General features: G+C 37.4%; 33 protein-coding genes and 4 pseudogenes. 32 read left to right on the top strand and 5 right to left on the bottom strand.

Features of this window, described 5'->3' with window-relative positions; translation table 11 throughout:
- The first annotated feature begins 2 nt into the window (after positions 1–2).
- The 7 genes and pseudogenes from AC07VD_RS10865 to AC07VD_RS10835 all read left to right on the top strand — a co-directional run.
- Positions 3–779, top strand: a complete 777-nt coding sequence (locus tag AC07VD_RS10865; protein WP_217018194.1) for a sulfite exporter TauE/SafE family protein — start codon at positions 3–5, stop codon at positions 777–779.
- 446 nt (positions 780–1225) lie between these two features.
- Positions 1226–1885, top strand: coding sequence for a GntR family transcriptional regulator (locus AC07VD_RS10860; protein WP_042976734.1), 660 nt, complete (start codon positions 1226–1228; stop codon positions 1883–1885).
- The gene (locus AC07VD_RS10855) at positions 1872–2864 is read left to right on the top strand and encodes a DMT family transporter (protein WP_042976635.1); all 993 of its coding nucleotides are present in this window, start codon (positions 1872–1874) and stop codon (positions 2862–2864) included. The genes AC07VD_RS10860 and AC07VD_RS10855 overlap by 14 nt, the downstream gene beginning before the upstream one ends.
- Before the next feature lie 442 nt (positions 2865–3306).
- Positions 3307–3783 (top strand): HXXEE domain-containing protein, encoded by a 477-nt coding sequence (locus tag AC07VD_RS10850; protein ID WP_004398792.1) that lies wholly within the window; start codon positions 3307–3309, stop codon positions 3781–3783.
- Between the two features lie 247 nt (positions 3784–4030).
- A complete protein-coding gene (locus tag AC07VD_RS10845; RefSeq protein ID WP_003246192.1) occupies positions 4031–4555 on the top strand; it encodes an NAD(P)H-dependent oxidoreductase in 525 nt (174 codons plus the stop codon).
- A 455-nt stretch (positions 4556–5010) separates the two neighbouring features.
- On the top strand, positions 5011–5175 hold the full coding sequence (locus AC07VD_RS10840; protein ID WP_129092547.1) for a hypothetical protein: 165 nt from the start codon (positions 5011–5013) through the stop codon (positions 5173–5175).
- Positions 5133–5330 (top strand): annotated as a pseudogene (locus AC07VD_RS10835) (recombinase family protein); the annotation flags it as partial. The gene AC07VD_RS10840 and the pseudogene AC07VD_RS10835, both read left to right, overlap by 43 nt.
- Here the strand turns inward: AC07VD_RS10835 and AC07VD_RS10830 are convergent.
- The 5 genes and pseudogenes from AC07VD_RS10830 to sknR form a co-directional block, all read right to left on the bottom strand.
- Positions 5296–5411 (bottom strand): annotated as a pseudogene (locus tag AC07VD_RS10830) (hypothetical protein). The pseudogenes AC07VD_RS10835 and AC07VD_RS10830 overlap by 35 nt on opposite strands.
- Positions 5411–5809 (bottom strand): annotated as a pseudogene (locus tag AC07VD_RS10825) (sigma-70 family RNA polymerase sigma factor); the annotation flags it as partial. The pseudogenes AC07VD_RS10825 and AC07VD_RS10830, both read right to left, overlap by 1 nt.
- Positions 5809–6327: an ImmA/IrrE family metallo-endopeptidase gene (locus tag AC07VD_RS10820; protein WP_416723817.1), complete on the bottom strand. Its 519-nt coding sequence runs from the start codon at positions 6325–6327 to the stop codon at positions 5809–5811. The gene AC07VD_RS10820 and the pseudogene AC07VD_RS10825, both read right to left, overlap by 1 nt.
- A 228-nt stretch (positions 6328–6555) precedes the next feature.
- Positions 6556–6912 (bottom strand): hypothetical protein, encoded by a 357-nt coding sequence (locus tag AC07VD_RS10815; RefSeq protein WP_416723816.1) that lies wholly within the window; start codon positions 6910–6912, stop codon positions 6556–6558.
- A 240-nt stretch (positions 6913–7152) separates the two neighbouring features.
- Positions 7153–7503: a transcriptional regulator SknR gene (gene sknR, locus AC07VD_RS10810; RefSeq protein ID WP_004398704.1), complete on the bottom strand. Its 351-nt coding sequence runs from the start codon at positions 7501–7503 to the stop codon at positions 7153–7155.
- 176 nt (positions 7504–7679) lie between these two features.
- Between sknR and AC07VD_RS10805 the strand changes: the two genes are divergently transcribed.
- The 25 genes and pseudogenes from AC07VD_RS10805 (at position 7680) to AC07VD_RS10685 (ending at position 24758) form a co-directional block, all read left to right on the top strand.
- Positions 7680–7910 carry a helix-turn-helix transcriptional regulator gene (locus tag AC07VD_RS10805; RefSeq protein WP_080332276.1) on the top strand — a complete coding sequence of 77 codons (231 nt, stop codon included), beginning with the start codon at positions 7680–7682 and terminating at the stop codon, positions 7908–7910.
- A 29-nt stretch (positions 7911–7939) separates the two neighbouring features.
- On the top strand, positions 7940–8080 hold the full coding sequence (locus AC07VD_RS10800; RefSeq protein WP_032679254.1) for a hypothetical protein: 141 nt from the start codon (positions 7940–7942) through the stop codon (positions 8078–8080).
- 71 nt (positions 8081–8151) lie between these two features.
- Positions 8152–8721: a helix-turn-helix domain-containing protein gene (locus AC07VD_RS10795; RefSeq protein ID WP_015714341.1), complete on the top strand. Its 570-nt coding sequence runs from the start codon at positions 8152–8154 to the stop codon at positions 8719–8721.
- Complete coding sequence (locus AC07VD_RS10790) at positions 8718–8975, top strand: YqaH family protein (protein WP_032722183.1); 258 nt, start codon at positions 8718–8720, stop codon at positions 8973–8975. The genes AC07VD_RS10795 and AC07VD_RS10790 overlap by 4 nt, the downstream gene beginning before the upstream one ends.
- Positions 8972–9145 carry a hypothetical protein gene (locus tag AC07VD_RS10785; RefSeq protein WP_125825444.1) on the top strand — a complete coding sequence of 58 codons (174 nt, stop codon included), beginning with the start codon at positions 8972–8974 and terminating at the stop codon, positions 9143–9145. Before AC07VD_RS10790 ends, AC07VD_RS10785 begins: the two co-directional genes overlap by 4 nt.
- Positions 9105–9299 (top strand): YqaI family protein, encoded by a 195-nt coding sequence (locus AC07VD_RS10780; RefSeq protein WP_041055602.1) that lies wholly within the window; start codon positions 9105–9107, stop codon positions 9297–9299. Before AC07VD_RS10785 ends, AC07VD_RS10780 begins: the two co-directional genes overlap by 41 nt.
- A gap of 103 nt (positions 9300–9402) precedes the next feature.
- Positions 9403–10359 (top strand): YqaJ viral recombinase family nuclease, encoded by a 957-nt coding sequence (locus AC07VD_RS10775; protein WP_494721795.1) that lies wholly within the window; start codon positions 9403–9405, stop codon positions 10357–10359.
- 2 nt (positions 10360–10361) lie between these two features.
- The gene (locus AC07VD_RS10770; RefSeq protein WP_494721796.1) at positions 10362–11216 is read left to right on the top strand and encodes a recombinase RecT; all 855 of its coding nucleotides are present in this window, start codon (positions 10362–10364) and stop codon (positions 11214–11216) included.
- A gap of 76 nt (positions 11217–11292) precedes the next feature.
- A complete protein-coding gene (locus AC07VD_RS10765) occupies positions 11293–11970 on the top strand; it encodes a DnaD domain protein (protein WP_302897012.1) in 678 nt (225 codons plus the stop codon).
- A complete protein-coding gene (locus tag AC07VD_RS10760) occupies positions 11852–12793 on the top strand; it encodes an ATP-binding protein (protein ID WP_494721797.1) in 942 nt (313 codons plus the stop codon). The genes AC07VD_RS10765 and AC07VD_RS10760 overlap by 119 nt, the downstream gene beginning before the upstream one ends.
- Positions 12784–12933, top strand: a complete 150-nt coding sequence (locus tag AC07VD_RS10755) for a hypothetical protein (RefSeq protein ID WP_003229910.1) — start codon at positions 12784–12786, stop codon at positions 12931–12933. The genes AC07VD_RS10760 and AC07VD_RS10755 overlap by 10 nt, the downstream gene beginning before the upstream one ends.
- Before the next feature lie 95 nt (positions 12934–13028).
- Positions 13029–13442: pseudogene (locus AC07VD_RS10750) on the top strand (RusA family crossover junction endodeoxyribonuclease); the annotation flags it as partial.
- A 173-nt stretch (positions 13443–13615) separates the two neighbouring features.
- Positions 13616–13819, top strand: a complete 204-nt coding sequence (locus AC07VD_RS10745; RefSeq protein WP_124048095.1) for an XtrA/YqaO family protein — start codon at positions 13616–13618, stop codon at positions 13817–13819.
- Positions 13820–13903: 84 nt separating this feature from the next.
- A complete protein-coding gene (locus AC07VD_RS10740) occupies positions 13904–14548 on the top strand; it encodes a hypothetical protein (RefSeq protein ID WP_124048096.1) in 645 nt (214 codons plus the stop codon).
- A 34-nt stretch (positions 14549–14582) separates the two neighbouring features.
- Positions 14583–15689 (top strand): helix-turn-helix domain-containing protein, encoded by a 1107-nt coding sequence (locus AC07VD_RS10735; RefSeq protein WP_124048097.1) that lies wholly within the window; start codon positions 14583–14585, stop codon positions 15687–15689.
- A 120-nt stretch (positions 15690–15809) separates the two neighbouring features.
- Positions 15810–16265, top strand: a complete 456-nt coding sequence (locus AC07VD_RS10730) for a sigma-70 family RNA polymerase sigma factor (RefSeq protein WP_416723809.1) — start codon at positions 15810–15812, stop codon at positions 16263–16265.
- Between the two features lie 144 nt (positions 16266–16409).
- Positions 16410–16598: a hypothetical protein gene (locus AC07VD_RS10725; protein WP_032722176.1), complete on the top strand. Its 189-nt coding sequence runs from the start codon at positions 16410–16412 to the stop codon at positions 16596–16598.
- Positions 16599–17121: 523 nt separating this feature from the next.
- The gene (gene terS, locus AC07VD_RS10720) at positions 17122–17841 is read left to right on the top strand and encodes a phage terminase small subunit (RefSeq protein ID WP_494721798.1); all 720 of its coding nucleotides are present in this window, start codon (positions 17122–17124) and stop codon (positions 17839–17841) included.
- Positions 17834–19129 (top strand): PBSX family phage terminase large subunit, encoded by a 1296-nt coding sequence (locus AC07VD_RS10715; RefSeq protein WP_302896792.1) that lies wholly within the window; start codon positions 17834–17836, stop codon positions 19127–19129. The genes terS and AC07VD_RS10715 overlap by 8 nt, the downstream gene beginning before the upstream one ends.
- Positions 19130–19132: 3 nt before the next feature.
- A complete protein-coding gene (locus tag AC07VD_RS10710) occupies positions 19133–20665 on the top strand; it encodes a phage portal protein (protein ID WP_302896793.1) in 1533 nt (510 codons plus the stop codon).
- On the top strand, positions 20662–21579 hold the full coding sequence (locus tag AC07VD_RS10705; RefSeq protein WP_302896794.1) for a phage minor head protein: 918 nt from the start codon (positions 20662–20664) through the stop codon (positions 21577–21579). The genes AC07VD_RS10710 and AC07VD_RS10705 overlap by 4 nt, the downstream gene beginning before the upstream one ends.
- A 44-nt stretch (positions 21580–21623) precedes the next feature.
- Entirely contained in the window at positions 21624–22502 is an 879-nt protein-coding gene (locus tag AC07VD_RS10700) for a hypothetical protein (RefSeq protein WP_043856840.1), read from the top strand.
- A gap of 5 nt (positions 22503–22507) precedes the next feature.
- Positions 22508–23482 (top strand): XkdF-like putative serine protease domain-containing protein, encoded by a 975-nt coding sequence (locus tag AC07VD_RS10695; protein WP_043856839.1) that lies wholly within the window; start codon positions 22508–22510, stop codon positions 23480–23482.
- Positions 23483–23500: 18 nt separating this feature from the next.
- Complete coding sequence (locus tag AC07VD_RS10690; protein WP_043856838.1) at positions 23501–24436, top strand: phage major capsid protein; 936 nt, start codon at positions 23501–23503, stop codon at positions 24434–24436.
- Between the two features lie 10 nt (positions 24437–24446).
- Positions 24447–24758: a YqbF domain-containing protein gene (locus AC07VD_RS10685; RefSeq protein WP_043856837.1), complete on the top strand. Its 312-nt coding sequence runs from the start codon at positions 24447–24449 to the stop codon at positions 24756–24758.

Genomic DNA, 24758 nt, shown 5'->3' with positions numbered 1-24758 from the left:
AAGTGGATATTGCCCTTATCACAACTCTTTTCATTATAGGGTTTATTGGTGCCTTTATTTCCGGAATGATTGGTATTGGCGGAGCAGTTATTAATTATCCAATGCTATTGTACATTCCTTCTTTAGTGGGTGTGATGTCATTAACTGCCCATGAAGTTTCAGGGATAGGGGCTATTCAAGTTTTCTTTGCGACACTCGGCGGTGTTTGGGCTTATCGTAAGCGTGGTCTTCTAAATAAAGCATTAATTATTTACATGGGAAGCAGCATCCTTTTAGGGAGTGTATTGGGGAGTTACTTTTCTCATTATATATCTGAAAAAGGAATTAACTTTATATACGGAATTCTGGCTATTTTAGCAGTTATTTTAATGTTGATACCTAAAAAAGGACAAGAACATAGCGAAGACAAAGAAGTGATATTTAATAAATGGTTGGCTTCGTCCCTAGCGTTAATCATAGGTGGTGTATCAGGTATTTTAGGAGCTGGCGGCGCCTTTATCCTGGTCCCCATTATGTTATCGATTTTAAATATTCCTGTTAGAATCACAGTCGCTTCATCTCTTGCGATTACATTTCTTTCATCTATTGGCGCAACAGTTGGTAAAGTAATCACGGGCCAGGTTCTTTTTGTACCAGCTCTGGTTCTTATGATTGCTAGTTTAATTGCTTCTCCTATTGGCGTATCAGTTGGGCAAAAAGTAAATACAAAATTCCTGCAATGGATTTTAGCGCAATTAATAGGTGCGACAGCTATTAAAATTTGGTTAGAGCTTCTTTGATATGAGTCAGCTGGTAAAATGAAAGATTAAAAGATTCATCACTCGTTGGTTTCTTATTAATGTTATAACACTTGCTCACGTTCAATAAATGTTTCAAGTGCTTGATGAAATTCTTTTTGATAAAGGTGACTTGGACAAGTCTTGACTATAGTACTATGAAGATAACTAAAGAAAAATTAGAAAAACAACAAATTTGGATATATGGTATATCTCTTATTTTCGTAGGAGATACCAGGAGTAGCACCAGACAATTTATTTAGACCAATGTTAGTTCCCATCGCCATCATTGCAGCGGGGTTTTGGTACTTAAAATGGATGAATTTTTAGAGCTTTTGTTTAAAATAACCAAGTACCATAAACAGTCGTTTTTAGAACTTGCTAATTGAATGTATCTGATTGAAAAAATTACAGTTGACCATAAAACCAATATCCGATATATTGGTTTTATGAAAAAAGATATTATTAAACCCATTAAACGTACGTCATTAAGAGATGAAGTATATCTAACTTTGAAAAAAGCAATTGTTACATTAGAGCTGCAACCGGAGCAACGCTTAAATGACAAAGAGTTAGCAGAAGAATTCGGAATTAGCCGTACTCCGGTTAGAGAGGCTCTAAAACGTCTTGAAGATGAAGGACTGGTTGAATCTATTCCTGGTTCAGTGACTCGCGTTGCACCATTAAATCTTGAGGAGGCAAAACACGCATTTACTGTGGTAGCAGCTTTACATTCATTAGCAGCTCGTTTAGCAGTACCATTACTCAAAGAGGCAGATATTCAAGAATTAGAGTTCAGTAATAAAGCCTTACTACTATCTATTGAGAAAAAAGATATTATAAAAGCAATTGAAGCCGATGAGCTATTCCACAATGTTTTTCTAGATGTGGCGGGAAATCCTGAAATCATTCGCGCGCTAGAACGAAGTATATCTAAGATTCAACGCCTTGAAATTTCTCAGTTCACTTCTATGAATGGTTTGAAATCAGTAGAACAACATCAGCACATTATAGAAGCATGCAAAAATAAAGATAAAGAAACAACAGCACATCTTGTAGAACAAAACTGGTTAAGTCTGGGGGAATTACTGACTTATGAGACAGATTGAGGTGAGAAATTTACGCCCTATTGTTTTAGGTATATGTGCTGCTTTCTTTTTTGCTTTCACATTTATATTGAATCGAGCAATGGAATTATCAGGTGGTAGCTGGATATGGAGTGCCTCATTACGATTTGTTTTCATGCTTCCATTTCTTTTACTTCTTGTTATGAGTAGGAAAAAATTAAAAGTATTATTACAAGTTATGAGAGAGAATTTAAGAGCATGGTTTTTATGGAGTTTCGTAGGTTTTGGTCTATTTTACGCTCCATTATGCTTTGCCGCTGTACATGCACCAGGATGGATAATTGCTGGGACATGGCAAATTACTATTATATCAGGATCATTGTTAGCTCCTCTTTTTATTCAAACCATTGAAACACCAGATGGAATTCTTAAGAAAAGAGGAAAAATCCCAATGAAAGGTATGGGTATGTCATTAATTATTCTTCTTGGTATTTTCTTCATGCAAATGGAACAAGCAAAATCGCTTGCTGTAAAAGATATATTGTTAGGTATTATCCCTGTTATTGTAGCATCTTTCGCTTACCCGCTCGGGAATCGTAAGATGATGGAGGTTTGTGGAAATCGTCTAGATGCTTATCAACGTGTCCTTGGAATGACATTAGCTAGCTTACCATTTTGGTTTTTACTATCCTTGTATGGTCTTTTTACAGAAGGATTGCCTAGTAAAGAGCAAACTATGCAATCTATTTTAGTTGCTATTTGTTCGGGTGTAATTGCAACTATCTTATTTTTTAAAGCGACTGATATGGTTAAAGGAGATATGCAGAAACTTGCAACTGTTGAAGCAACACAATCCATGGAAGTACTTTTTGCTGTTATCGGAGAACTAATTTTATTACATTCTTCATTTCCTTCTATTTTATCTTGGTGTGGTATGTTTGTAATAATGCTAGGAATGATAGCACATAGTTATGTTTCCCATAAAGGTGAAACGGCGCATAACCCAAATATTAGTGCTTAATTGATATTTTAAAATGTATAGTATGAACCCTTTTCTAGTTAGTATAGGTAATTTTATTACTTTTAAGTAGAAGGATACGAACAAAAACCGATGTCCCGCACATATAGGAACATCGGTTTTTCTTTATTAAATGAAATTTTGCTTTAGCGTACGAAATTCGGTTATTTTTGGTGCTTCCCCATTGACATCCAATTCAAAAACGAAATTACATTAATTAAAAAAAGGAGAAGTGATTATGGCACTAACAGAGGTAGTTGTAAGAGAGATTTATACGAACTTGACACCAACAACACGTTATTGCACTTATAAAAAAGAAGCAACTACTTAGGCAGCTTCTTCTGTCTTTTAACACCATATTAGATCACCCTCATTTGTAATATAATGTTGCTAAACCATATTGGTTGATTCTTTTAAGAGACGTGGCACGAGGGGGAAATGAAAGATGGTTTATTTCGTAGCATTTTTTTGTTTTGCTATTACACTTCATAATATTGAGGAAGCTATTTGGTTACCTGAGTGGTCACAACAATCTTCAAAGTTTCAAAAGCCAGTAACTTCAAATGAATTTCATTTTGCTGTCATTGTTATAACTATGTTGGCTTATTTATCTGCATTTGGTTTTTTATATATGCCAGAATCAGATATTGCAAAATGGATTTTCATTGGCTTTCTAGGTTCTATGGTTATCAACGCTATTTTTCCACATCTTATCGCAACTGTTGTAATGAAAAAGTATGCACCTGGACTTCTTACGGGCTTATTGCTTAACATTCCAGTAAACTCATTAGTTATTTATCAAATGTTTTTAAAGAATTTGATTGTATGGAAGGAGTTAATAATATCTACGTTGGTTGTAGGAATTATTTTATTAGCACTTATTCCATTATTATTTAAAGTTGGTGATAAAGTATCTCCTTAATGAGTTTGAATTGGTAAGGATTGAGGGGAAAGGTGGAAATTTTCTAAATAAGGGATTATTCTGTTATATCGGATTTCTACAAAACAATGTCTTAATTCATCATTGATTTTGGTGCCCAATTAGTTGCCCTGAATTCATGAAAAAGGATAAAATAGGTGTAAAATAAAGTTGCTATTTTAAAATTAGAATCAATTCATTATCTTAAAAGCAATAATAACTAATTGGCAAAGAAAGGATAATCAGTCGAATGAAAACATTAGTTATCGTTATACACCCTAATTTGGAAACGTCTGTTGTCAACAAAACCTGGATGAATCGTTTAAAGCAAGAGAAAGACATTACGGTTCATGACCTGTACGGTGAATACCCTAATTTTATCATTGATGTAGAAAAAGAGCAGCAGCTCCTGTTAGATCATGAGCGTATCGTTTTTCAGTTCCCAATGTATTGGTACAGCAGTCCCGCGTTACTCAAACAATGGGAAGATGATGTGTTAACACATGGCTGGGCTTATGGAACTGGAGGAACTAAATTGCATGGAAAAGAACTACTCTTAGCGATCTCCTTAGGCGCACAGGAATCTGATTATCAAGCAGGCGGAGAATATAATATCACGATCAGCGAGCTTATCAGACCGTTTCAAGTCACTGCTAACTATATAGGAATGCGTTTTCTTCCTGCGTTTACACAATATGGGACACTTCATCTTTCAAAAGAAGATGTTAAGAACAGTGCGGAGAGATTGGTTGACTATCTTAAAGCCGAGCATTAATCCGGTATTCGCGAGGGAAGCTGAAACAAATTATGTGTTATGAAAATAAGGGTTTGTGATAGATTTTCATAAACTTAATTTCAAAGTTACATCGAATACTGAATTCAGGGGGGGCATAGAGCGAGGGCTTAAAATTAATTAAAGCAGGGCAATGAGTACATATTTCTTAATGAAATGTAGAGTTCCTTGGTCTCTAATAGGTGCCCAATTTGTGCCCAGAATTCTGAAAAATGATGAAAATAAATATAAATAAAATAAACAGATGCTTTGAATAAAAGCTTTTGTAACTCATGATATGTTTTTACTAGGTTGAGGAACTAGTGGGCGTGGTATATGTCAGAAAAGAAACCGATGATTCAAACCATCGGTTTTTTATTTGTTTTCATACTCATTGAAAATCACCTCATTAGGACAAACAGTTATTACATAGCATTACCCAAGGGGTGATGCATTTTATGAAGGTAATAATCATCGAGGGACCGCAAGCTGACAAATGCATGAACGATTGCTATCATTATTTAATAAAACTTTATAGGCAGGAGATCCAGGGTGATAGCAATATACCGAGGAACAAGCGATCAAGGGATCGAGCATCGACAGCCAGTTCGAGGCCTTCATAAAGAAAGCAGGGACTAAGGATGTGCTGAAGTATGCCAATGAAGGATTTTCTGGGGAGCTTTTAGAACGTCCGGCTTTGAATCGCTTGAGGGAGGATGCAAGCAAGAGACTTATAAGTCAAGTCATTTGTTACGATCCTGACCGTCTTTCTCGGAGAGCTTATCAGCTATGAAAAAATGATTTTCATAACTCTTTCAAATAGAGAAAGCCGGAATATGAGATCCGGCCTCTTCTGCATTATTTCCCCTTCGCCTTCTTCCGCTTTTCCTTTTCTGCCCGATAAAACTCATGAAACATCTTCATCAGCGCCCGCTTTTCAATCCGCGATACATAGCTGCGTGAGATACCGAGTTCTTTGGCAATCTCTCGCTGCGTTTTTTCCTTCTTCAAATCAAGTCCAAACCGCCCGACAATCACTTCCTTCTCACGGTCATCTAAAATGTCAATGTATTGTTTCACTTTTTCAAGCTCCATATTGAGCTGGATCGTATCTATCACGTCTTCGTTTTCTGATTTCAAAACGTCAATCAGGCTTATTTCATTCCCTTCCTTATCCTGCCCGATCGGATCGTGAAGGGAGACGTCTTTTTTTGTTTTTTTCAATGCGCGCAAATGCATGAGGATTTCATTATTAATTACAAAAGGGGGGTGCAAAGATTTCCCGTAACTGTTTGATTAAATAAATGTTGAGTCAGTTTCCTGTAATAAATGCTTAAACGTTTCTTAGCGAATGAAGGGGATACCTTAAATAACCAAGCTACATTTTCAATTGTATGTGATTGTATGTACGAAAGGTTGATATTTCGCAACATGAAAGTTGGAATGCAAAAGTGATATGTAAAATAATTGGACTGCCACTCTAAATAATCAGTCCAGGTTGCGGGCATTGTTTTTTTATCGCCTTCATGTCTATATATATGGCAAAATTCATGAGCGAAATCATACCATTGTTCAGTTCGGCTTTTTCGGCTGTCCAAGCATATATTATAAATTCCGCTGTGTTTAAGTGCGAAGCTTGTAACAGGTTTAAACGAAAGCTTGATATCTAAAGCCTCGGCAATCCGTTCAAAATTAATTTGTTCTGGTTCTGTAATATCAATCTTTTTGTATAAGTTTTCAATCCAATCCTCTAAATGACTGTTTGTATACCTCAAGATTAAAACCTCCTTAAAGACGACAATCTAAAAATTGGATCCGTTAAATATTATAGGGAAACCAAGACTATTTTCATAGGAAAATGCGTCTAGGTGAGGGGGTATCCTGTTGCATGGATACTTGCAAATGATGGTTTGTTTCTAGAGGGTTATCTACAAAAAGTTTATTTAAAGTATGAATTGCATTATAAAAAAGAACCGCCAGTCGCGGTTCTTTTGTTTTCAGATTCAAACTGATTTAAGAGCAGATTTTTCTTTCCTTACAAATACCATGATCCCGGGGATGATCATAAGTATAGCTGGTATTAAATAGAACCAATCAATACATATAAGTCCTCCCCCTGAGACAAATAGTAGAACACTGCTCAACTTTGGCTTAAATAAGACAACAATTGAAGCTGTAAACCCAATACATGAAAGGATCAAGGATACCCATGCCTCAACAAGAAGGTCGCTTGTCATTTCAAAGTATCTAATTAAATGAAAAAATAAATCAAAATAGGCGATAACTAAAGCAAAAATAGATGCTACAACACCCAATAGGCTCCCTGTCAAACTTAAAAAAAACTCAATGGTTCTCTTCACACTAAACGCTCCTTATGTAATAGGCCACTTCATTTTTATATATGAAAATGTAAAAGAAACATAAATGAAAATATAAATGAGAAAAACAACAAAAACCCTTGCCACGTAAGGGTTTGTATGGGATTCAAAAGTCACTTTATAAATGAGGGTATGATTGAGATATAAATGAGAATCTAAATCTTATTAGTAAACAGAATTAAACATAATAAACAGAAATAAATAATAATATACTAACTGCGTTTATTTATCTGATTTCCGTCTTTCTTTTAATTGCTCCGTAATAATCTCCAAAGCAGCCTGTAGAATTTCATCAGTTACTTCACCGTCTTTAGCTGCAAGGAATGTTTCAGGATCGTTTAACACTTTTTTTGCTTCATCCTGAAATACTTTTTCATTGCTTTCTCCTTTAAGAAGATAATCCAAAGAAACATCAAGTATGTTTGAAATATTAATTAAGGTTTTATAGTCAGGCTCACGACTACCTAGTTCATAGGCGGTGTAGGCAGGCCGAGTAATTCCAAGTTTATCAGCCATATTTTGTTGGGTTAGTTTCTTTTGTTTTCTGCACTTTTTCAAGTTTTCGGAGAACATATTAATCACCTGACTTTTGTTTTTATTCTATATCTCATTGTAACGTAACAAAGAGTTACATATAAGTTTTGGTAACAAAACGATACTTTTTTTATGAAAATGTGTTGACAATGTAACGAATTGATACTATTATCTAAGTAACGAAACGTTACATTTTCTGATTAAGGGGGTGAAACCTGATGAGAAAATGGCTTAAGAAAAACCGCTTAGAAAAAGGGTTTACTCAAGAAGAGGTTGCCAAAGCTGCACAGATTGGTAGAGCATACTACACCATGATAGAAAATGGTACTAGGAAGCCTAGTGTTATTGTCTCAAAAAAAATAGGAGAGAAATTGGGCTTTGATTGGACTATTTTTTTTGATGATGTATGTAACGAAACGAAACATAATTCTAAGGATTCAGCATGATTGGAATTTACAAAGGAGGCCTTTTAATTATGAAAGTCATCTTGAAAAAAGGACCGCTGTTTGAACAGGCAGAGGCCAAAGCTTACAAATACCTCAGTGGCATACTTGTTCAGCGCATGAATGAGCATCAAGAGAAGCTTGCACAACAAAAGAAAAAGGAATCAGCCTAAGTCATATATACAGCATGGTCTATTAACTTCAATTTTAAAACTGAAAATCAAATATATCAGGAGGCAAACATATGGAGAACAACCCATACAACATGCGAAATTTACCGCAGATTATGCGTAGTGCCCGAAAGGCTGCAGGTCTTTCCCAATACCAAATCGGCAAGTTAATCGGAGGTAAGGATCAAAGGTATGTTTCAGATGTTGAAAATGGACTTGCCAAGCTCACTCCAGAGTTATGTATCAAGTGGTTTGAGAAGTGTGATGCCTATGAACATATTGATCTTGTCCATTACTTATTTAAACTTCATCCCACAGCCGCTGCTCCTATTGATCCGGCACTTAATGAATGTGCAAGTAATGCGGTGATTAATATGGTTCACCAATTGGAGGAAGCATTACAAGCAACCAAACATTTAGCCCGTTGGCTTACGGATAACCGGCCAGGTAAAACAGAAGAGCTGCCGATGGCAGATATTAAGCAGATTTTTGATTTGATTGCGGCTAACAAAACATTAATTTATTCACTTGTTCGTACTCACGGGTTGAAAATGCAGGAGCTTGCAGATAGGTGGACACGGAAAGCTTTAGTTGATCAAGTTGCTATGGCAAAACAAGAAGGAAGGCAGGCGGTTTCAGTATGAATACAAATCATTTCTTGAAGGCAGATGTTCCTATCGCAAAAAGAAAAATCGAATCAGCAGAAGAGTTAGCAATCATGCTGTCAGAGGCATTGCGTGATGGTGATTATGAAGAAGCGATTAGTCTCGCTGGAAGCATCAAGGTTCTTACTGAGGATATTAGCCGGCTGGCAAACAAAGGACAGCTTTATGAAACAGCATTGAAAATGCAACAGCGAGGCATCAACTTAACAGTAGTGAGCAGGTGTATAGGATGATAGTTCATTATGTTCATAAGCCGGCAACTGCTCTGGAAGTTCGTAAATGGTGTGCGATGATTCGTAACAATAGTGAATTCCATCTGTTATGGGATAGACGTGCAGACAAATTCAGAGAGGAGAATATGAATGGTCGAAAACCCAATGGTCATAAACAACTGGCACGATAAGCTGACTGAAACGGGTGTGCAAATAGATTTTTACGGTGATGAAGTAACTCCAGTTGATGATTATGTAATTGATGGCGGCGAAATCATTCTCAGAGAGAACTTGGAAAGATATCTAAGGGAGCAACTTGGTTTTGAATTTAAAAATGCGCAATAAAAAGCCCACTCGGCAAAGTGGACTTCTTTAAAGGCTATCAATAAAAACTCATGTGCAAATATTTTATCAGATAGCCTCAATAAAAACAATGGGGGTTAGGGTTATGACAAGAAGATCTGAGGTTCTTGCTAAGACTTCTGAAATGAGCCGTGATGAATGGCTTATTGAAAGAAGAAAAGGAATTGGCGGCTCAGATGCATCCATTATCTTGGGGTTAAACAAGTGGAAGACACCTTTTGAATTATGGTTAGACAAAACAGGACAGGTCCCTGTTAGTGAATCGCAAAGTGAAGCTGCTTACTTTGGATCATTGTTTGAAGACATTGTTGCAAAAGAATTTGAGATACGTAGTGGCAAGAAGGTTAGACGTAAAAAAGCAATACTCAAACACCCAGAACATGATTTCATATTGGCTAATGTTGACCGAATGATCGTTGGTGAAAAAGCGATCCTTGAATGTAAAACAACATCAGCCTACAACTTAAAGGAATGGGAAGACGAAGAAATTCCCGAGAGCTATATCGTTCAGGTCCAGCATTACCTGGGTGTACTTGGACCTGAATATCAGAAGGCTTACTTTGCTGTGCTGATTGGCGGAAACAAGTTTGTTTGGAAAGAGATTGAGAGAGACGACGAGTTAATTGACATGATCTTTGAAGCAGAGATTGAGTTCTGGAATGACAAGGTTTTAGGTGGACAAGCTCCTGCTTTAGATGGTTCAAGTGCTGCGGAGGAATACCTCAAAAAACGATATGCCGAAACGGAAAATAACAAAGCTATTGATTTAACTGCGGCTAATCGAGAACGTATTCAACAATATTTGCAACTTAAGGAGCAGATCTCAGAGCTACAAAGCCAGGCAAAAGAATTAGAGAACCAAATCAAACATGAAATGAAGGATGCAGAGTACGGGTTTATCGGAAACTATCAAGCTTGTTGGAAGCCTGTTGTCTCAAATCGAGTTGACACGAAAAAGCTTAAAGAGCAGTTTCCGGATATTTACGAGAAGGTCAAAAAGGAAACTCATTTCAGACGTTTTGCAATCAAGGAGGTTAGCTGATTATGGCTACTAATCAATCAATTAAAAACAACATCCAAAAGAAGCAAAAAAACGCACCTGTGCAACAACAAGGAGCAACCATGAAAGGCTTGCTTTCCTCACCATCCGTTATTAAGCGATTTGAGGAAGTGTTAGGGAAGAGGGCTACACAGTTTACTGCCTCTATCTTAAGCCTTTATAACAGCGAGCAGATGTTACAGAAAACAGATCCTATGAGCGTCATTTCCTCAGCAATGGTGGCAGCTACACTCGATCTGCCTATAGATAAAAACTTAGGGTATGCCTGGATTGTTCCTTATGGAGGAAAGGCTCAATTCCAGCTTGGATACAAAGGATATATACAGCTTGCCTTGCGAACAGGCCAATATAAGTCCATCAATTGCATACCGATTCATGAAGGAGAATTGCAGAAGTGGAATCCATTGACTGAGGAGATCGAGATTGATTTTGAAAAACGAGAATCAGACGCGGTAAGTGGTTATGCAGCTTATTTTGAGTTGATAAATGGCTTCCGAAAAACAGTGTACTGGACAAAGGCACAAGTAGAAAAGCACAAAAAGAAATTCAGTAAGTCTGATTTTGGATGGAAAAATGATTGGGATGCGATGGCTCTTAAGACTGTATTAAAAGCAGTTTTGAGCAAGTGGGGGATTCTCTCTGTTGAAATGCAAAAAGCCGTTATTGAGGAAGATGAAACAAGAGAACGGATTGACATTACCAATGAAGCGGATAGTTCAGAAATTATCGATTCCGAGCCTTCAAACAAAGACGAACCGGAAAAAACAAGCGAACAAGAAGCTGATCCTTTTGACGGTAAGCCTGTAGACATAAAAGAAGATGAACTTCCGTTCGATTGAGGCCGGCACCTGTGACATAACTGCACTCTGTGAAAGGAAGTAGGTGAGTGACTTGGACATAAAAGCAATGGGGTATGTGGTCATACCCCGACTACCATTCAAAGAGTTTAGGGATGAAAAAATTTATGATCACTTGTTCAAAAGAGCTGAATACAGGCCAAATCAAGAGCTAGAGCTTGGGCAGACCATTATCAAAATTGTGGAACTTGCAAAAAATTTTAACTGGTCAGCTGCACAGATCAAATACTCACTAGACCGAATGGAGAAACAGGGATATATCAAATTGCACCGTCTTCCACAAAAAAGAGGGTTCATCGTCACCATACTTCATTATGCGGACTACATACAGCTAGGAAATTACATGAAGAAAAAAGCTTTGGAACCAGCTGAGATTGAACATCAGGAGGTCGATGACAAAATGAAAAATGCCTTTGAGCTATATGAAAACAAAGTTGCTCGGTCAGTCGGTCCTATAGAGGCACAGCGAATTGGATACATGGTCGACGATTATGGTGAAGAAAAAGTGATGGAGGCTATCAAGACAGCGTTTCAGCTAAAGGGGAAATCAGCAAGTTTGTCATATGTTCAAGCCATCTTATCAAATCCATTCACTCAAAAGAGAAAGGAGAAACAATATGGCTATAAACAAAGCAGTCAGTATAGACACCGCATTTCAAACGATCATGCAGGAACTTCGGGAAAAGTCAGCCCGCTTTTTGGGAACAAAACAGGCCGCATCCGAAGAAAAGGCTGAATTTGATTGTCCTTATTGTAAGGATCGTGGAATTATCGTTTATCGGGTTCATAAGGACACTCCTTGGCATTTGGATGAACAGTTAGATCTTATGGTTCCAGATGAAATGGTGCCTGAAGATGATTTTCTTTTGGGGAAGGTTTGCACGCCGAACAAAGCTAGTGAATGGAAAGATACTTATTCAAAACAGTGTGAATGTGTGAGACGAAAGAAAATTGCCAGACTCATGGCAGCTAGTGGCATTACAGAAGAATTTGAAAAGCTTCTCTTTGGTAACTTCATCACGGACGGTAAACCCGACATGATCAAGGACGCTTATGAGTGTGCAGTGGAATACTATAAAGATTTTCAAAAGATCAAAGGAGAAAGGCAAAACAGTATCGCATTACTTGGACAGCCAGGCAGCGGTAAAACTCATTTGCTCACGGCGATTATGAATAATCTGATCAAGAAAAAATCAGTACACTGCATGTATTTCCCTTATGTAGAGGGCATGGGTGATTTGAAAGCTAACTTTGGTAACTTAGAAGCGAAACTCGATGCCATGAGAAAGGTCGAAGTTCTATTCATTGATGACTTATTTAAACCAATAAACGGTCAACCAAGGGCAACCGATTGGCAGGTTGAACAAATCCAGTCAGTCTTGAACTATCGGTATTTAAATCACAAACCTTTGCTGATTTCTTCGGAGTTAACAATCGATGAGATTTTGGATATAGACGAGGCTCTTGGTTCACGAATTCACCAGATGTGCCGTGATTACATAGTGATTATTAGAGGCGATCGAATGCAATTAAATCATAGGTTAGGTGATTGGGAATGAAAAAGAAAACGAATATAAAAGCAACTGGTGGACTTTATATATTTGGCCCTTCAAATCGAAATGAAGGTAAAGATCTTACACCAACAATCCGTTTACTTGAGGAAAAAATAAAGCAAATGGAGCGGATGCTGAGTGCTTAAAGCAGTCGTGTCTCTGCTGATAATTTTACTTTCTGCACCGAGAATAGAAAAAGAAATTAAGTTATGGGAACAGCTTGACGGGAGGTAAAGAACAGTTGGATTGCATTAAGTTCACTGTTTATGGTGAGCCAGTCGCACAAGGACGGCCGCGTGGATCAATACGAAATGGGAAGGTGCATATGCGTGATCCAGCGAAATCAAAGTATTTCAAACAGTATGTGGCATTGGTTGCGTCTCAGCATCGCCCAGAAACAATTATTACTGGTCCTGTCTCAATGGATGTCAAAGTGTACAGACCAATGCCTAAGTCAGTTGCAAACTCAAAAAAGAAGAAAGAGAAAGCTGAAAATGGTCTTCTGCGGCCTACTACAAAGCCTGATGTTGATAACTATGTAAAGGGCGTGAAAGATGCTTTGAATCATCTGATATACAAAGATGATAGTCAGGTTGTGGATTTGAAAGTCAGTAAGTTTTATAGCGAAGAGCCGAGGGTTGAAATTAAGGTGAAGCCACTACCACAAAGGAATAATTACATTAATGGAACAAAATATGTAGTTAAACAGGGAAAAAATGAAGGGCAAAGATGTAGTTAGTTTTTAGGGTTAGTGGGATTATGTACTTATTGTGAACAAAACTGTCAGTATGTATTTCACTAAACTAAATCAATGGAGAGTGCTGCAAAATGAACCTACCTATGGAACTTAAAGATATAGAACAAACCCCTATTAGTAGCCAACTAAAGAAAGGAAAAATTACAGTAATAATCATTGATGGGAAGAATGATAAGGCGTATGTGGCTGAAACACCTCAATATGGAAAGGTTAGTATCCAAACAATGGATGGCGAATTTTCGAGACTTCTATATGATTTTGGATTGAAGTTTTAAGGAGTTGTAAAAAAGAATTGTGGTTGCCGAAAATTAATAAAAAGTGTAAAATGGTTGCAATAAATAAAAAAGAGGAGTGTTAGTGTGCACATCGCAACCCCTTTAGATGCAAAAGAATTAATTAATAAAGAGATCCCTCTAAGTGTTCGTCGACATTTTGTACCCTTGGTGCAAAATGGTTATGATTTAGTTACCGAGTGTATGAAAAAAAATACATTTTTACAATGGTCTATTGGGGAAAGGCATCGGGGTTATCTCGACCATATAGCAGTAGAATATGTACTTAGGGACGCTGCCCAAAGCGGAACACTTGGATTAAAGTCATCTATTATTCCTAATTCAAATCGATCTGCTCTTCATTTAGAGCTAGAAAGTGATAATTTAAAAATAACTGTTAGCAGGACATCAAGTAAATTTAAAACTGCTAGAAGTGCTAAATTTAGGTCTATGCTTCAAAAAAGCAATCAGTTGTATTGGACTGAAGACTATGAGATTAAAGAAGAACCAGGCTACTTGCAATTAACACATGGTAATGATAACGGTCACTTGGTTTTTGCTAACCTAGGAATACCCGATAATAAAGGTGGATGGTATGATTTCATTGATTTAACCAAAGAAATCAACCTGATTAAAAATAAAAATATAGAAGAGAATAAAATTAAACCAGAGCAATTAGTAGGGTTTAAAAATTTTGCTCAAGGAGTGCTAAAAGTTGGAGGATCGTCTTAAACGATTCTCGTCCATTGTACCAGAAAGAATAAGGATGGGACGAGAAGCTAAAGGAATGACAACCAGAGAATTTGCTGACAGAATAGGGGTTTCTCATCAAATGGTATCAAAATACGAAAATGGCCAGTCAATGCCAACCCCATCGTTACTTGATAAAATGATTTTAGAATTAAACTTACCTTTTAGATTTTTCTTAAAGCCACTTAATGAAAATATTACCGGAAAACCTGTTTTTTTTAGAAGCAGAGCTATATCTTCAAAAAAGCTAAAGAAAATACATGAAATAAAACTTGAGTGGTTAATTGAAGTACAACATTACTTGGATAATATTTTAGATTTCCCTTCCGTTAATTTGCCGAGTAATGTTAAAAATAACTCATTTTTCCAACCTCTAGATTTTGAGGATATCGACGAAATTGCAATGCAACTAAGAGAAGCTTGGGGATTAAATGCAGGGCCTATTAGTAATTTAATATTACTTATGGAGAAGAACGGTATTGTTGTTAGTAAAGTTACTATGGCAGACATTAAAATTGATGCTTGTTCTGCGTGGGATAAACAGGGCAGACCATTTATACTTCTAGGGAATAATAAACGTTCATTTTCTAGAAGTCGTTTTGATTTAGCTCATGAATTAGGTCACTTGATATTGCATCGTCACCTAAAATTAAATGAATTTAATGATAAGAAGATTTACAATAGACTAGAGGAAGAGGCAGACTATTTTGCGTCGAGTTTTCTTTTGCCAAAAGAATCTTTTATGGAAGAATTCATTAGTTCATCATTAGAATATTTTATATCGATGAAAAAAAGGTGGAAACTTTCAATACAGGCCCTTGTTTATAGAGCTTCTTCACTTAACTTAATATCTGATAACCAAAAATCTTATCTATGGAGACAAATCTCTAGTAAAGGCTGGAGAAAAGGGGAGCCTTTTGAGCCAGCGATAGAAGAAATACCAGTACTTTTAAAACAAGCTTTTGATTTAATTATTGAGCACCAGGTTAAAAGTAAAAATCAATTAGCAGAAGAAATCAGCTTAAATATAGAGGAGATAGAGAGCCTAGCTAATTTAGATGAAGGTTTTTTGCGTGAAGTTGATGAATTTGTGAATTTAGATAATATTATAAGGCTTAAATAACACCTTAACGTAGGGAATATATGAATGTCCAAAAAGGAAAAACCTATGGGCACTAACCTCGCACAAGTAATTTTGTGTGTTGATTAGTGTCCTTTTTTTATTTGGAAAGGAGGAACAATCATGAATCGAAAAGAAATTGAAAATCTAATAAATAGCTATCACTGGATGGTGAAAGAGGTTCGTCGTTTGCAAAGAGTACTTTATGGTTCGACTATTCCCATGAGAAATTGGTGTGTTTCACAATATGGATTAGAAGCAGCTATGCCAAAAGGCAGTCCTGGGAAAAGTCAGGCTGAATTGCGGCAAATGGATATTAGAGAAGAACGTCTTTTCAAACGGCTCAAGTATTATGAGGAGCGAGTATATGCAGTTGAATTAGGGGCTGAAAAGATCAAAGGGGAGCAGCACAAAGTAATTTATGATTGCATGATGGAGGGGATGAGTTACCGTGCTATTGGCCTTCACCTTGGCATTTCACGGGAAACTGTACGCAAAATGAAAGACGAGTTGATCAGTCAATTATGCCAAGATTGCCACTTTGAGCCTTTGTTGAATCCGAAAAAATCTGTGGTGTAAAATGGGAGGCAGGTCGGCGCGGCAGAAATTTTATTGAGCCACCTAAACTATATAGTACACAGGATAATAAATCATTCGACAAATTTTGCGAACCATTCCATTTATAGACCTCTTGCCCGATAATAAAGCAAGAGGTGAAAGATTATGAAATTTGAGGTTGTTTTTTGGTTTGATAATGAAAATGTAAGAACAGCTAAAGTAATTGCCGAATCTGAAAAAGCACTTATAAAAGAATTGCAAGAATGTGAACATTGGTATGAGTTTGAAGATGGTAAGCGTATTGCAAATGTAAACATGCGACTTGTAACGCAATTTGATGTGAAAAAAAGATAAAACTAATTAAAAAAGAGTATCCCTCGGGATGCTCTTTTAATTTGCGATGTAACCATGTCCTTTATCTTAGAAGAGATTATTTGCGACTAACAGCCTCTGAGTAATGGCTTAGCTTAGAGAGGATATGATTAATGAAACCTAGAACTTATTATAAACGTATCAATATTAGCAGTACCGATGAAGGCAGCTAATTAAGCAGGTTACTTAAATTAATATTTATAGAAAAGAGGTAATAAAGTGGATTGGTCTTGGTGGGTCGCGATAATTATTGCATTGGCAGTTGTATTTGGTTTTTTTGATAATAAACATAAAAAAAAGAAAGGAAAAAAATAAATTATCTTATTAGGCTATTAGATGATCAAGATTATCGAAAAATAGAACTGTAATAGGTTCTTTAAGTGCGAGAAAAAGTACCATATGCGCTCTCCTACATGGGGGAGCTTTTATTTTTTGGCTGGTTACATTTATTCCAGCACATTGATTTCAAAACAACTCAATTCAAAGGAGGCGGCGGTGGATGTAGATGATTGAAAAGCACATACAGGCGTATAAAGATTACGTCAAAGGTATGAAATACAAGGATCTTGCCGAGAAGTACGGAGTGTCAGTGAACACCATTAAATCGTGGAAACAGCGGCATGGTTGGCAAAGAAAAAAGGGTGCACCCTCCAAGAAAAGTGTGCACACAAAAAAAGTAGGTGCACCACTCGGTAACAAAAATGCTTTAGGGAATAAGGGTGGTGCACCAAATGGAAATCAAAACGCTGTGATACATGGATTCTTCTCAAAGTTCCTGCCAAAAGAAACACTAACCATCATGGAAGGGATTCAGGAACGCTCACCTGTCGATATGATATGGGATCAGATACAGATCCAATATGCTGCGATTATAAGGGCGCAAAAAATTATGTTCGTTTCTGAAAAGCAAGAAATGATTAAGGAACTGAAAAAGAAAAAATCTGTCCTATCTGAGACGAACGAAGTCGAAGAGGAAGAATACGAATTCCAATTTTCTTGGGATCGTCATGCCACGTTCTTGAATGCTCAATCTAGGGCAATGGCAGAGCTCAGGAACTTAATTAAACAGTTTGATGAACTAGCCCATTCGGAAGACGAACGACGCCTTAAATTGGAGCATATGCGTTTAAGTATAGACAAGAAAAAATTAGAAATCGAAGAACTTACAGAAGAAGATAAACCTTTTGAAATCACCATTGTGAACAAAGGTGATGACAGTGATTAAACAAGTAAATCCTCATTTTAAAGAATTTCTCTTTGACTGGAATCAAAAGTTTCAGTTTCTCGTAGGTGGTTATGGATCATCCAAAAGCTATCATGTGGCGCTCAAGATTGTTCTGAAATTGCTCAAAGAAAAACGTACTGCTCTTGTTATCAGAGAGGTGTATGACACACATAGGGACTCAACATTTTCTCTTTTTGATGAACTTGTAAGTGATCTGAAATTAGATCACATTGTTAGGTGTGTATCTTCTCCTATGCAGATTCGATTTTCAAATGGAAGCAGAATCATCTTTAAAGGGATGGATAAGCCAGCCAAACTAAAATCAATCAATAATATTTCACTCATTTGGATTGAGGAATGTTCTGAAGTGAAGTATGAGGGATTCAAGGAGCTGTTAGGACGTCTTCGTCATCCGACATTGCTGCTTCATATGATACTTTCGACAAATCCAGTCGGAGAGGACAATTGGACTTTTAAACATTTCTTCAAGGATGATAGGGAGAAGCGCTTTGTACTGGATGATAAAGAGCTATATGAAAAGCGGACTGTCGTAATTAACGACACCTATTATCATCACTCAACGGCAGATGATAATCTTTTCCTGCCAGAAAGCTATGTCCAGCAACTTGAAGAATTGAAGGAATACGATCCAGACCTTTACCGAATTGCGCGGAAAGGTCATTTTGGCGTGAATGGAATACGGGTACTGCCGCAATTCGAAGAGCGACCGCATGAAGAGGTTTTGAAGGCTATCGCTGATATTAACCGCCCTCTTAAACGGGTTGGCATGGACTTTGGTTTTGTGGAATCCTATAACGCCGTTGTTAGGGTTGCTGTGGATCATGAAAAGAAATATCTCTATATCTACTGGGAGTATTACAAAAATGGACTAACGGACGATAAGGCGGCCGAAGAACTTAAGGAATTTGCAGAGACTAAGGAATTAATCAAGGCGGATTCAGCAGAGCCCAAAACAATACGTTACTTTCAGCAACACGGTTTCAATATGGTGGGCGCCCGTAAGTACCAAGGATCACGACTCCAATACACAAAGAAGATCAAACGGTTCAAGAAGATTATTTGCTCTGATCGTTGCGAGAACACGATTTATGAACTTAAACCGCTCACTTATGCTACCGATAAGCTGGGGAACATCTTAGAAGACGAGTTCACCATAGACCCACATACACTGTCAGCTATTTGGTATGCACTTGATGACTACGAGGTAACTGATTTGAAAGAAGAATCTAAAGGAAGACCGCAAAGATCAAGACCAGGAAGGAGGTAAAGTATGTCAAAACAATCTGTTAAAGCACGAGTGATCAAAGCCTCACCACCTACTGAATCAACGAAACAAATTTATGAAGATGAATTCGCGGACAGTTATGACAGCAATATTTTACCGCCTCCGTATAATCTCAAAGAATTAAAGATGATTGCTGAGTATTCAACGATCTTACAGCAATGTGTTGATGCCTACAGGACAAATATTGTGGGCTTTGGATTTGATTTTGAGTATGCGTTTGATGTGAATTCGCCAGATGTGACAAATGAAGAAAAAACAGAAGCTGAAAGTGAATGGACCAAGCTTGAAGGATTCGTTAAATATCTTCACTTTGATGAGTCGACTGAGACTGTACTCGGCTTTGTTATTGAAGACCGAGAAAAGACGGGCAATGGCTTTATTGAGGTCATTCGAAACGGTGAAAATAAGCCAGCCGGTATTGAATATATGGACGTTCAAAATGTTCGGGTTTGCAAACTGTCTGAACCAATCGAAGTTGATTTTACATACTTCGAACAAGGACAAATGAAATCAATCAAAAGAGAAAAACGATTTCGTAAGTATGTTCAGATGATTGACGGTCGTATGGTTTACTTTAAAGAGTATGGTGATCCTCGTACTTTAAATTTAGAGACGGGTCAATATGATGAACAGACTCCATTCGAAAAACGAGCAAATGAAGTGGTTCACTTCAAAATCGGAAGCGGTACTTATGGAAGGCCTCGATGGATTGGCCATATTGTTAATTTGTATGGTGCTCGAAAAGCTGAAGAGCTGAACTTCCTGTACTTCAAGCAAGGTAGACACATTCCCGCTGCCATTACAATTGAAAATGGTATGTTGTCAGAGGACTCATACACACAATTGCAGGATTATATGAATGGATTAGAAGGAGTAGAAAATGCTCATAAGTTTCTTTTACTTGAAGCGGAAGGTATAGCGAAGGGGAAAAACATTCATGGTGATGAAGATATTGCTCCCGTGAAAGTCGATATTAAATCACTTGCTGAAATCCTTCAAGAGGATGCTTTGTTTCTTGAATATGACCAAAAGAGCCGAGACAAAATTAGGTCGGCTTTTCGTTTGCCTCCACTTTATACAGGTGAAGCTCAAGATTACAACAGAGCGACTGCGGATACAGCAAGAAAGATAACTGAGGAACAAGTTTTTCAGCCTGAACGAAAGTTAATCACAGGTAAACTGAATGCTTTATTTCTAAATGATCTTGAAATTCATAAAGTCCGTCTCCAACTAAAAGGGCCAGACTTTAGAGATCCTTTAGAAATTGCTAAGGTTCTAACACCGTTTATAACAGCAGGTGCAGTTTCTCCGAATGATTTACGCGATTTGGCTGGACGGGTACTCGGTAAGACACTTGAAGAATGGCCAGAAGAAGAATACAACAGGCCGCTTAGTAAAACTAACGAGTCGTCCGCTTCCGATCCTTTGGCTGCGCTGTTTAAATTTAAGAACGGTACTCCTGATATGATCGGGTTATTAAAAGATATGCGGGATGTTCTGGAGGATTTGAAGAGATGAACAAAACGGATAAGCTATTGGACAGTCTGAACGCATTTATTCAAAAAGCCAAGGAAAATCAGTATAAACAATTGGGGGAGATGGTACCTGACTTTCCTGGCAAATCTAATATACCCAAGTATGTGGAGGAATATGAAAAAGGCATCGCTAGATTACTCAGACGCCAGCGTAAGAAGTTTTTAGATGGTCTGAATGGTTTTGTAAGCAAAGACTCAAAAGAGACGTTAGAAGCCCTTTTAGTGTTTTTTACTCAGAACCTTTTTGCGGAGGATGACTTCGAGGAAGAAATTCATGAACTGACCGAGGGATTCTTGCAGCAGACCATTGAAGAATTGGCCGAAATGATCATGGACTTTATAGATCCAGAAGTGCCTTTTAAAGTCTTATCAAATCGTACGATTAATTGGATTAAGGATTGGTCAAAGAAGCTGGCTGGGATCATGAAGCTGAATACTCATGAAGCGGTGGAAAACGTACTGACAGATGCTATCGAGAACGGATCATCTATACACGACATTGAATTGACTCTCAAAGAAATGCCTCAATTTGATAGAGAGCGGGCCCGTACCACAGCCATAACTGAAGTGCTTGCCGCTTCCTCTGCCGCACAGCATGAATCATATTCACAGTCGCCGGCAGTAAAGAAAAAGAAATGGCGGCACAGCGGAGGAAAGAAAAATAACCCGCGTGAGAATCACATCGATCTTGATGGAACAGTAATTGGCTTAGATGAAGAATTTCAGATACCAGGTAGCAGCGAGAGTTGCATGTTTCCGCGAGATCCTAAACTTTCTGCAGGTGAGCGGGTTCATTGTCATTGTGTTCTTTCTCCTGTGGTAGATAACATGATTTTAGGGTTGTCAGCCGAAGAAAAAGAAGAAATTCGAAGAGAAGCCTTAGCAAGAATGGAATAATATAGTATAATTTTCTCATATATTTTGAAGAATGGGGTTATTACATGAACTTCGAATTTTTGGAATTACTAAAGGGGTATATACCTGTTATTGCCGTTCTTGTATCAGCATTTATTGCTTTTATTTCGAATATTCGTCACAAGGACCTTGAAAGGTTTTATAAGAATGCTGAAAGTAACTTAGAAAAGTTAATAGAGCCTATGTATTTTACAGTTAAAAACATTGAAGCAGTAGAGGATAAACAGTATAAAATTAAGTTAATTAATGATTTTTTCAACACTTATGCTCCTAAAAAAATAAGTGTTTCAAAGCTTGGGAATAGACAGCTAATTAACAAGTATTTTGAGGCTCAAACAGCTTTTAATCAATATCTAAATAACTTTGATGAAGAAAGTTTGAAATTATTATTTTTTAAGATAGGGAGCTTAAGGTATCATATCGAAAAAGAGTATTGGAAACTTTTTGAAACTGTATATAAGGACTACAACTGGTATAAGAAAACTGTAGACATGAATTATCTGTTCCGCTTTTTTCTAAGAATCTCTTTCTTTATAGAAAGTACCTTTTATGCAGTTACATGGTTGTCATTGTTTTTTATACTGTTTGTAACTTTTGATGGATTATCTGTCTTTGGTGATACTCCTCTTTGGGGTGCCGACTTCAAACCCAAAATTCAATTTGCGGTTTTGATATTTGCAGTATCTCTTGTATTTCTTTATCTTACTATGTTTATTAACTTTGCTTTTGCAGATGACACAAAACAGAAAAAGAAATTCATCGATTATGCTTCAGCGGGTTTAACTTTTGTATGGAAGAAATGTGCTTTAAAATGGCGAGAATGGAAAGAAGAACGAGCTAATCGTAAGGAAGAAAGAGAGCGGATTAACAACCGACAAGCAGATGAACAAACTGAAAGGAGGTGAACAACATGCCAAGAGAATTGGTAAACGCAAAAATCACACATGTTTCCTACGTGGACAAGGCTGCTAATCAAAAGCAGTTCTTTTTTATGAAGTCAGAAAAACAGCCGGACTTTTACAAGGAAGTCAAGGTCCTCGTGAAAGAAGCGGCTGAACAAAAACTTGTTTATGGAATCGTATATGAACCAGATACAGTGGACGCACACGGGGATTTCATGACAGCGGCAGAAATAGAAAAGGCCGCACATGGATTCCTGAAAGATGCTCGTCAAATTGACAAGCAACATGATTTTCAGGGCGGTGTTGGTGAGGTGGTTGAGTCCTATGTCGCGCCTGCAGATTTTGAAATGAATGGGGAAACCATCAAAAAAGGATCATGGGTCCTTGTGACGAAGGCTTCCGAAGAAGTATGGGAGCAAATCAAAAAAGGTGAAATTACCGGTTATTCCATGGCTGGTACCGCTGAGACAATTGAAAAACAAGAAGAAAAGCCCATTTCTCAAGAGAAAACAGATGAGAAAGGGCTTTTTAATTTGCTCAAAAACTTTTTTGTTGGAAAACAACATCAATCATATGAAGAGCCGGTTGAAAAGGCGGGCAGAAAGTTTTCTGCTTCAAACCTGCAAGAAATTAAGAATGCTCATGCAGCCCTTGGTAATTTACTGAGTCAGGTAGAAACAAAAGAGGAGGAAGAAGAAATGACTTCGGAGGAAGTAACGAAATCCATTCAAGAAGCATTAGAGCCAATTAAGAAACGTCTCGAGACATTGGAAAAAGAGGAAGAGCTTAAAAAAAAAGATAAAGAAAAAACAGAGGAAGAGGTTGAAAAAGAGGGCGAGAAGTTGAAAAAGGCAATTTCAGAAGCTGTTCAACCGCTCGCCGATCGTATTGAAGCCATTGAAAAAAGCCGCGGAACATCTAAGCAAACCGAAGAATCGGGTTCTGAACAAGTTCAAAAATCAATCTGGTCAGGGTTGTTTTAATGTATAAGGAGGATACGAATGAGAAATCAAGAGGTTATTAATAAAGCAGAAATGACACTTTCTACTTTAGAGAGCGGTGGGATTATGAATCCTACTCAAGCTTCAACTTTTATTCGAATGGTTCAAGACACGCCAACTATTTTAAAAGATGCGCGAGTTATTCAAATGGATCATGACACACAGAAAATCGAGAAAATCGGCTTTGGTCAGCGTATTTTAAGGGCAGCCCAAGAGGGAGTTGCGCTAACTAAGGATCAAAAGTCAGTTCCATCAACTAGCACAGTTAACTTAAGTACAAAAGAAGTAATTGCTGAAGTTAACATTACCTATGACACACTTGAAAACAACATTGAAAAAGATGGCCTTCAGAATACAATCATGCAAATGATAGCTGAACGTGCTGCGGTTGATATTGAAGAGTTACTTGTAAATGGGGATACATCTTCGTCTGACTCGTATCTTGCACAATTAGATGGTATCAGAAAACAAGCCACATCTCACATTGTTGATGCTGCAGGTGAGGAATTGACACGGCAAACATTTAAGCGAGGGTACAAAGCTGTACCTCCTAAATATTTGCGAATCCCGCAGGAGTTTCGGTTCTATACATCGCCTGGTATTGAGGTTGAATGGAAAGATCGTGTAGCAGATCGTCAAACAAATTTAGGGGATGCAGCTGTTCAAGGTGGCCTTTCTTCTGCTTTTGGTGTTCCGATCAAAGGTATTGCGAATTTACAACCTTATACGATTGGAGAGGGAGATACAGCCACTGATGTTTCTGATATCATCCTTACTCACCCGAAGAATATTATTCTCGGATTCTCTCGTAACATTCGGATTGAAGTTGATAAAGACATCCGTCGCCGTATGTTTATCATTGTTCTGACAGCGAAATTAGATAGTGTTTTTGAAGAAGAAGACGCCGTAGCCAAGATCGTGAAAGTGAAGGAGTAGGTGATCTGGCTTGTATATTGCAAAGCTTATTAAAGGCAAAACATACAATGTCATGGGAGTTACCTTTCGAGCAGGTGCCAGTCAAACAGTATCGAAAAAACTCTATGAGTATTTAAATGAAAATCCATATTTTATGCTAGATAAAAATCTTAATAATCAAAAGGATGATCCGATAAATTATACTGAATCGGAATTGAAAGGTATGAATAAAGCAGAGCATGAATCCATTATTTCTAATCTTGGTGGCAATCCGTCTGACTTCAAAAACGCAGATGAAAGAATTGCCTACATCCTTAACCAAATAGATAACAAAGGGGAGTGA

Source organism: Bacillus sp. GW821-FHT01G09, from assembly GCF_059422205.1.
The sequence above is the reverse complement of the archived record's forward strand: the minus strand, read 5'-3'. Positions and strand labels throughout refer to the sequence as shown.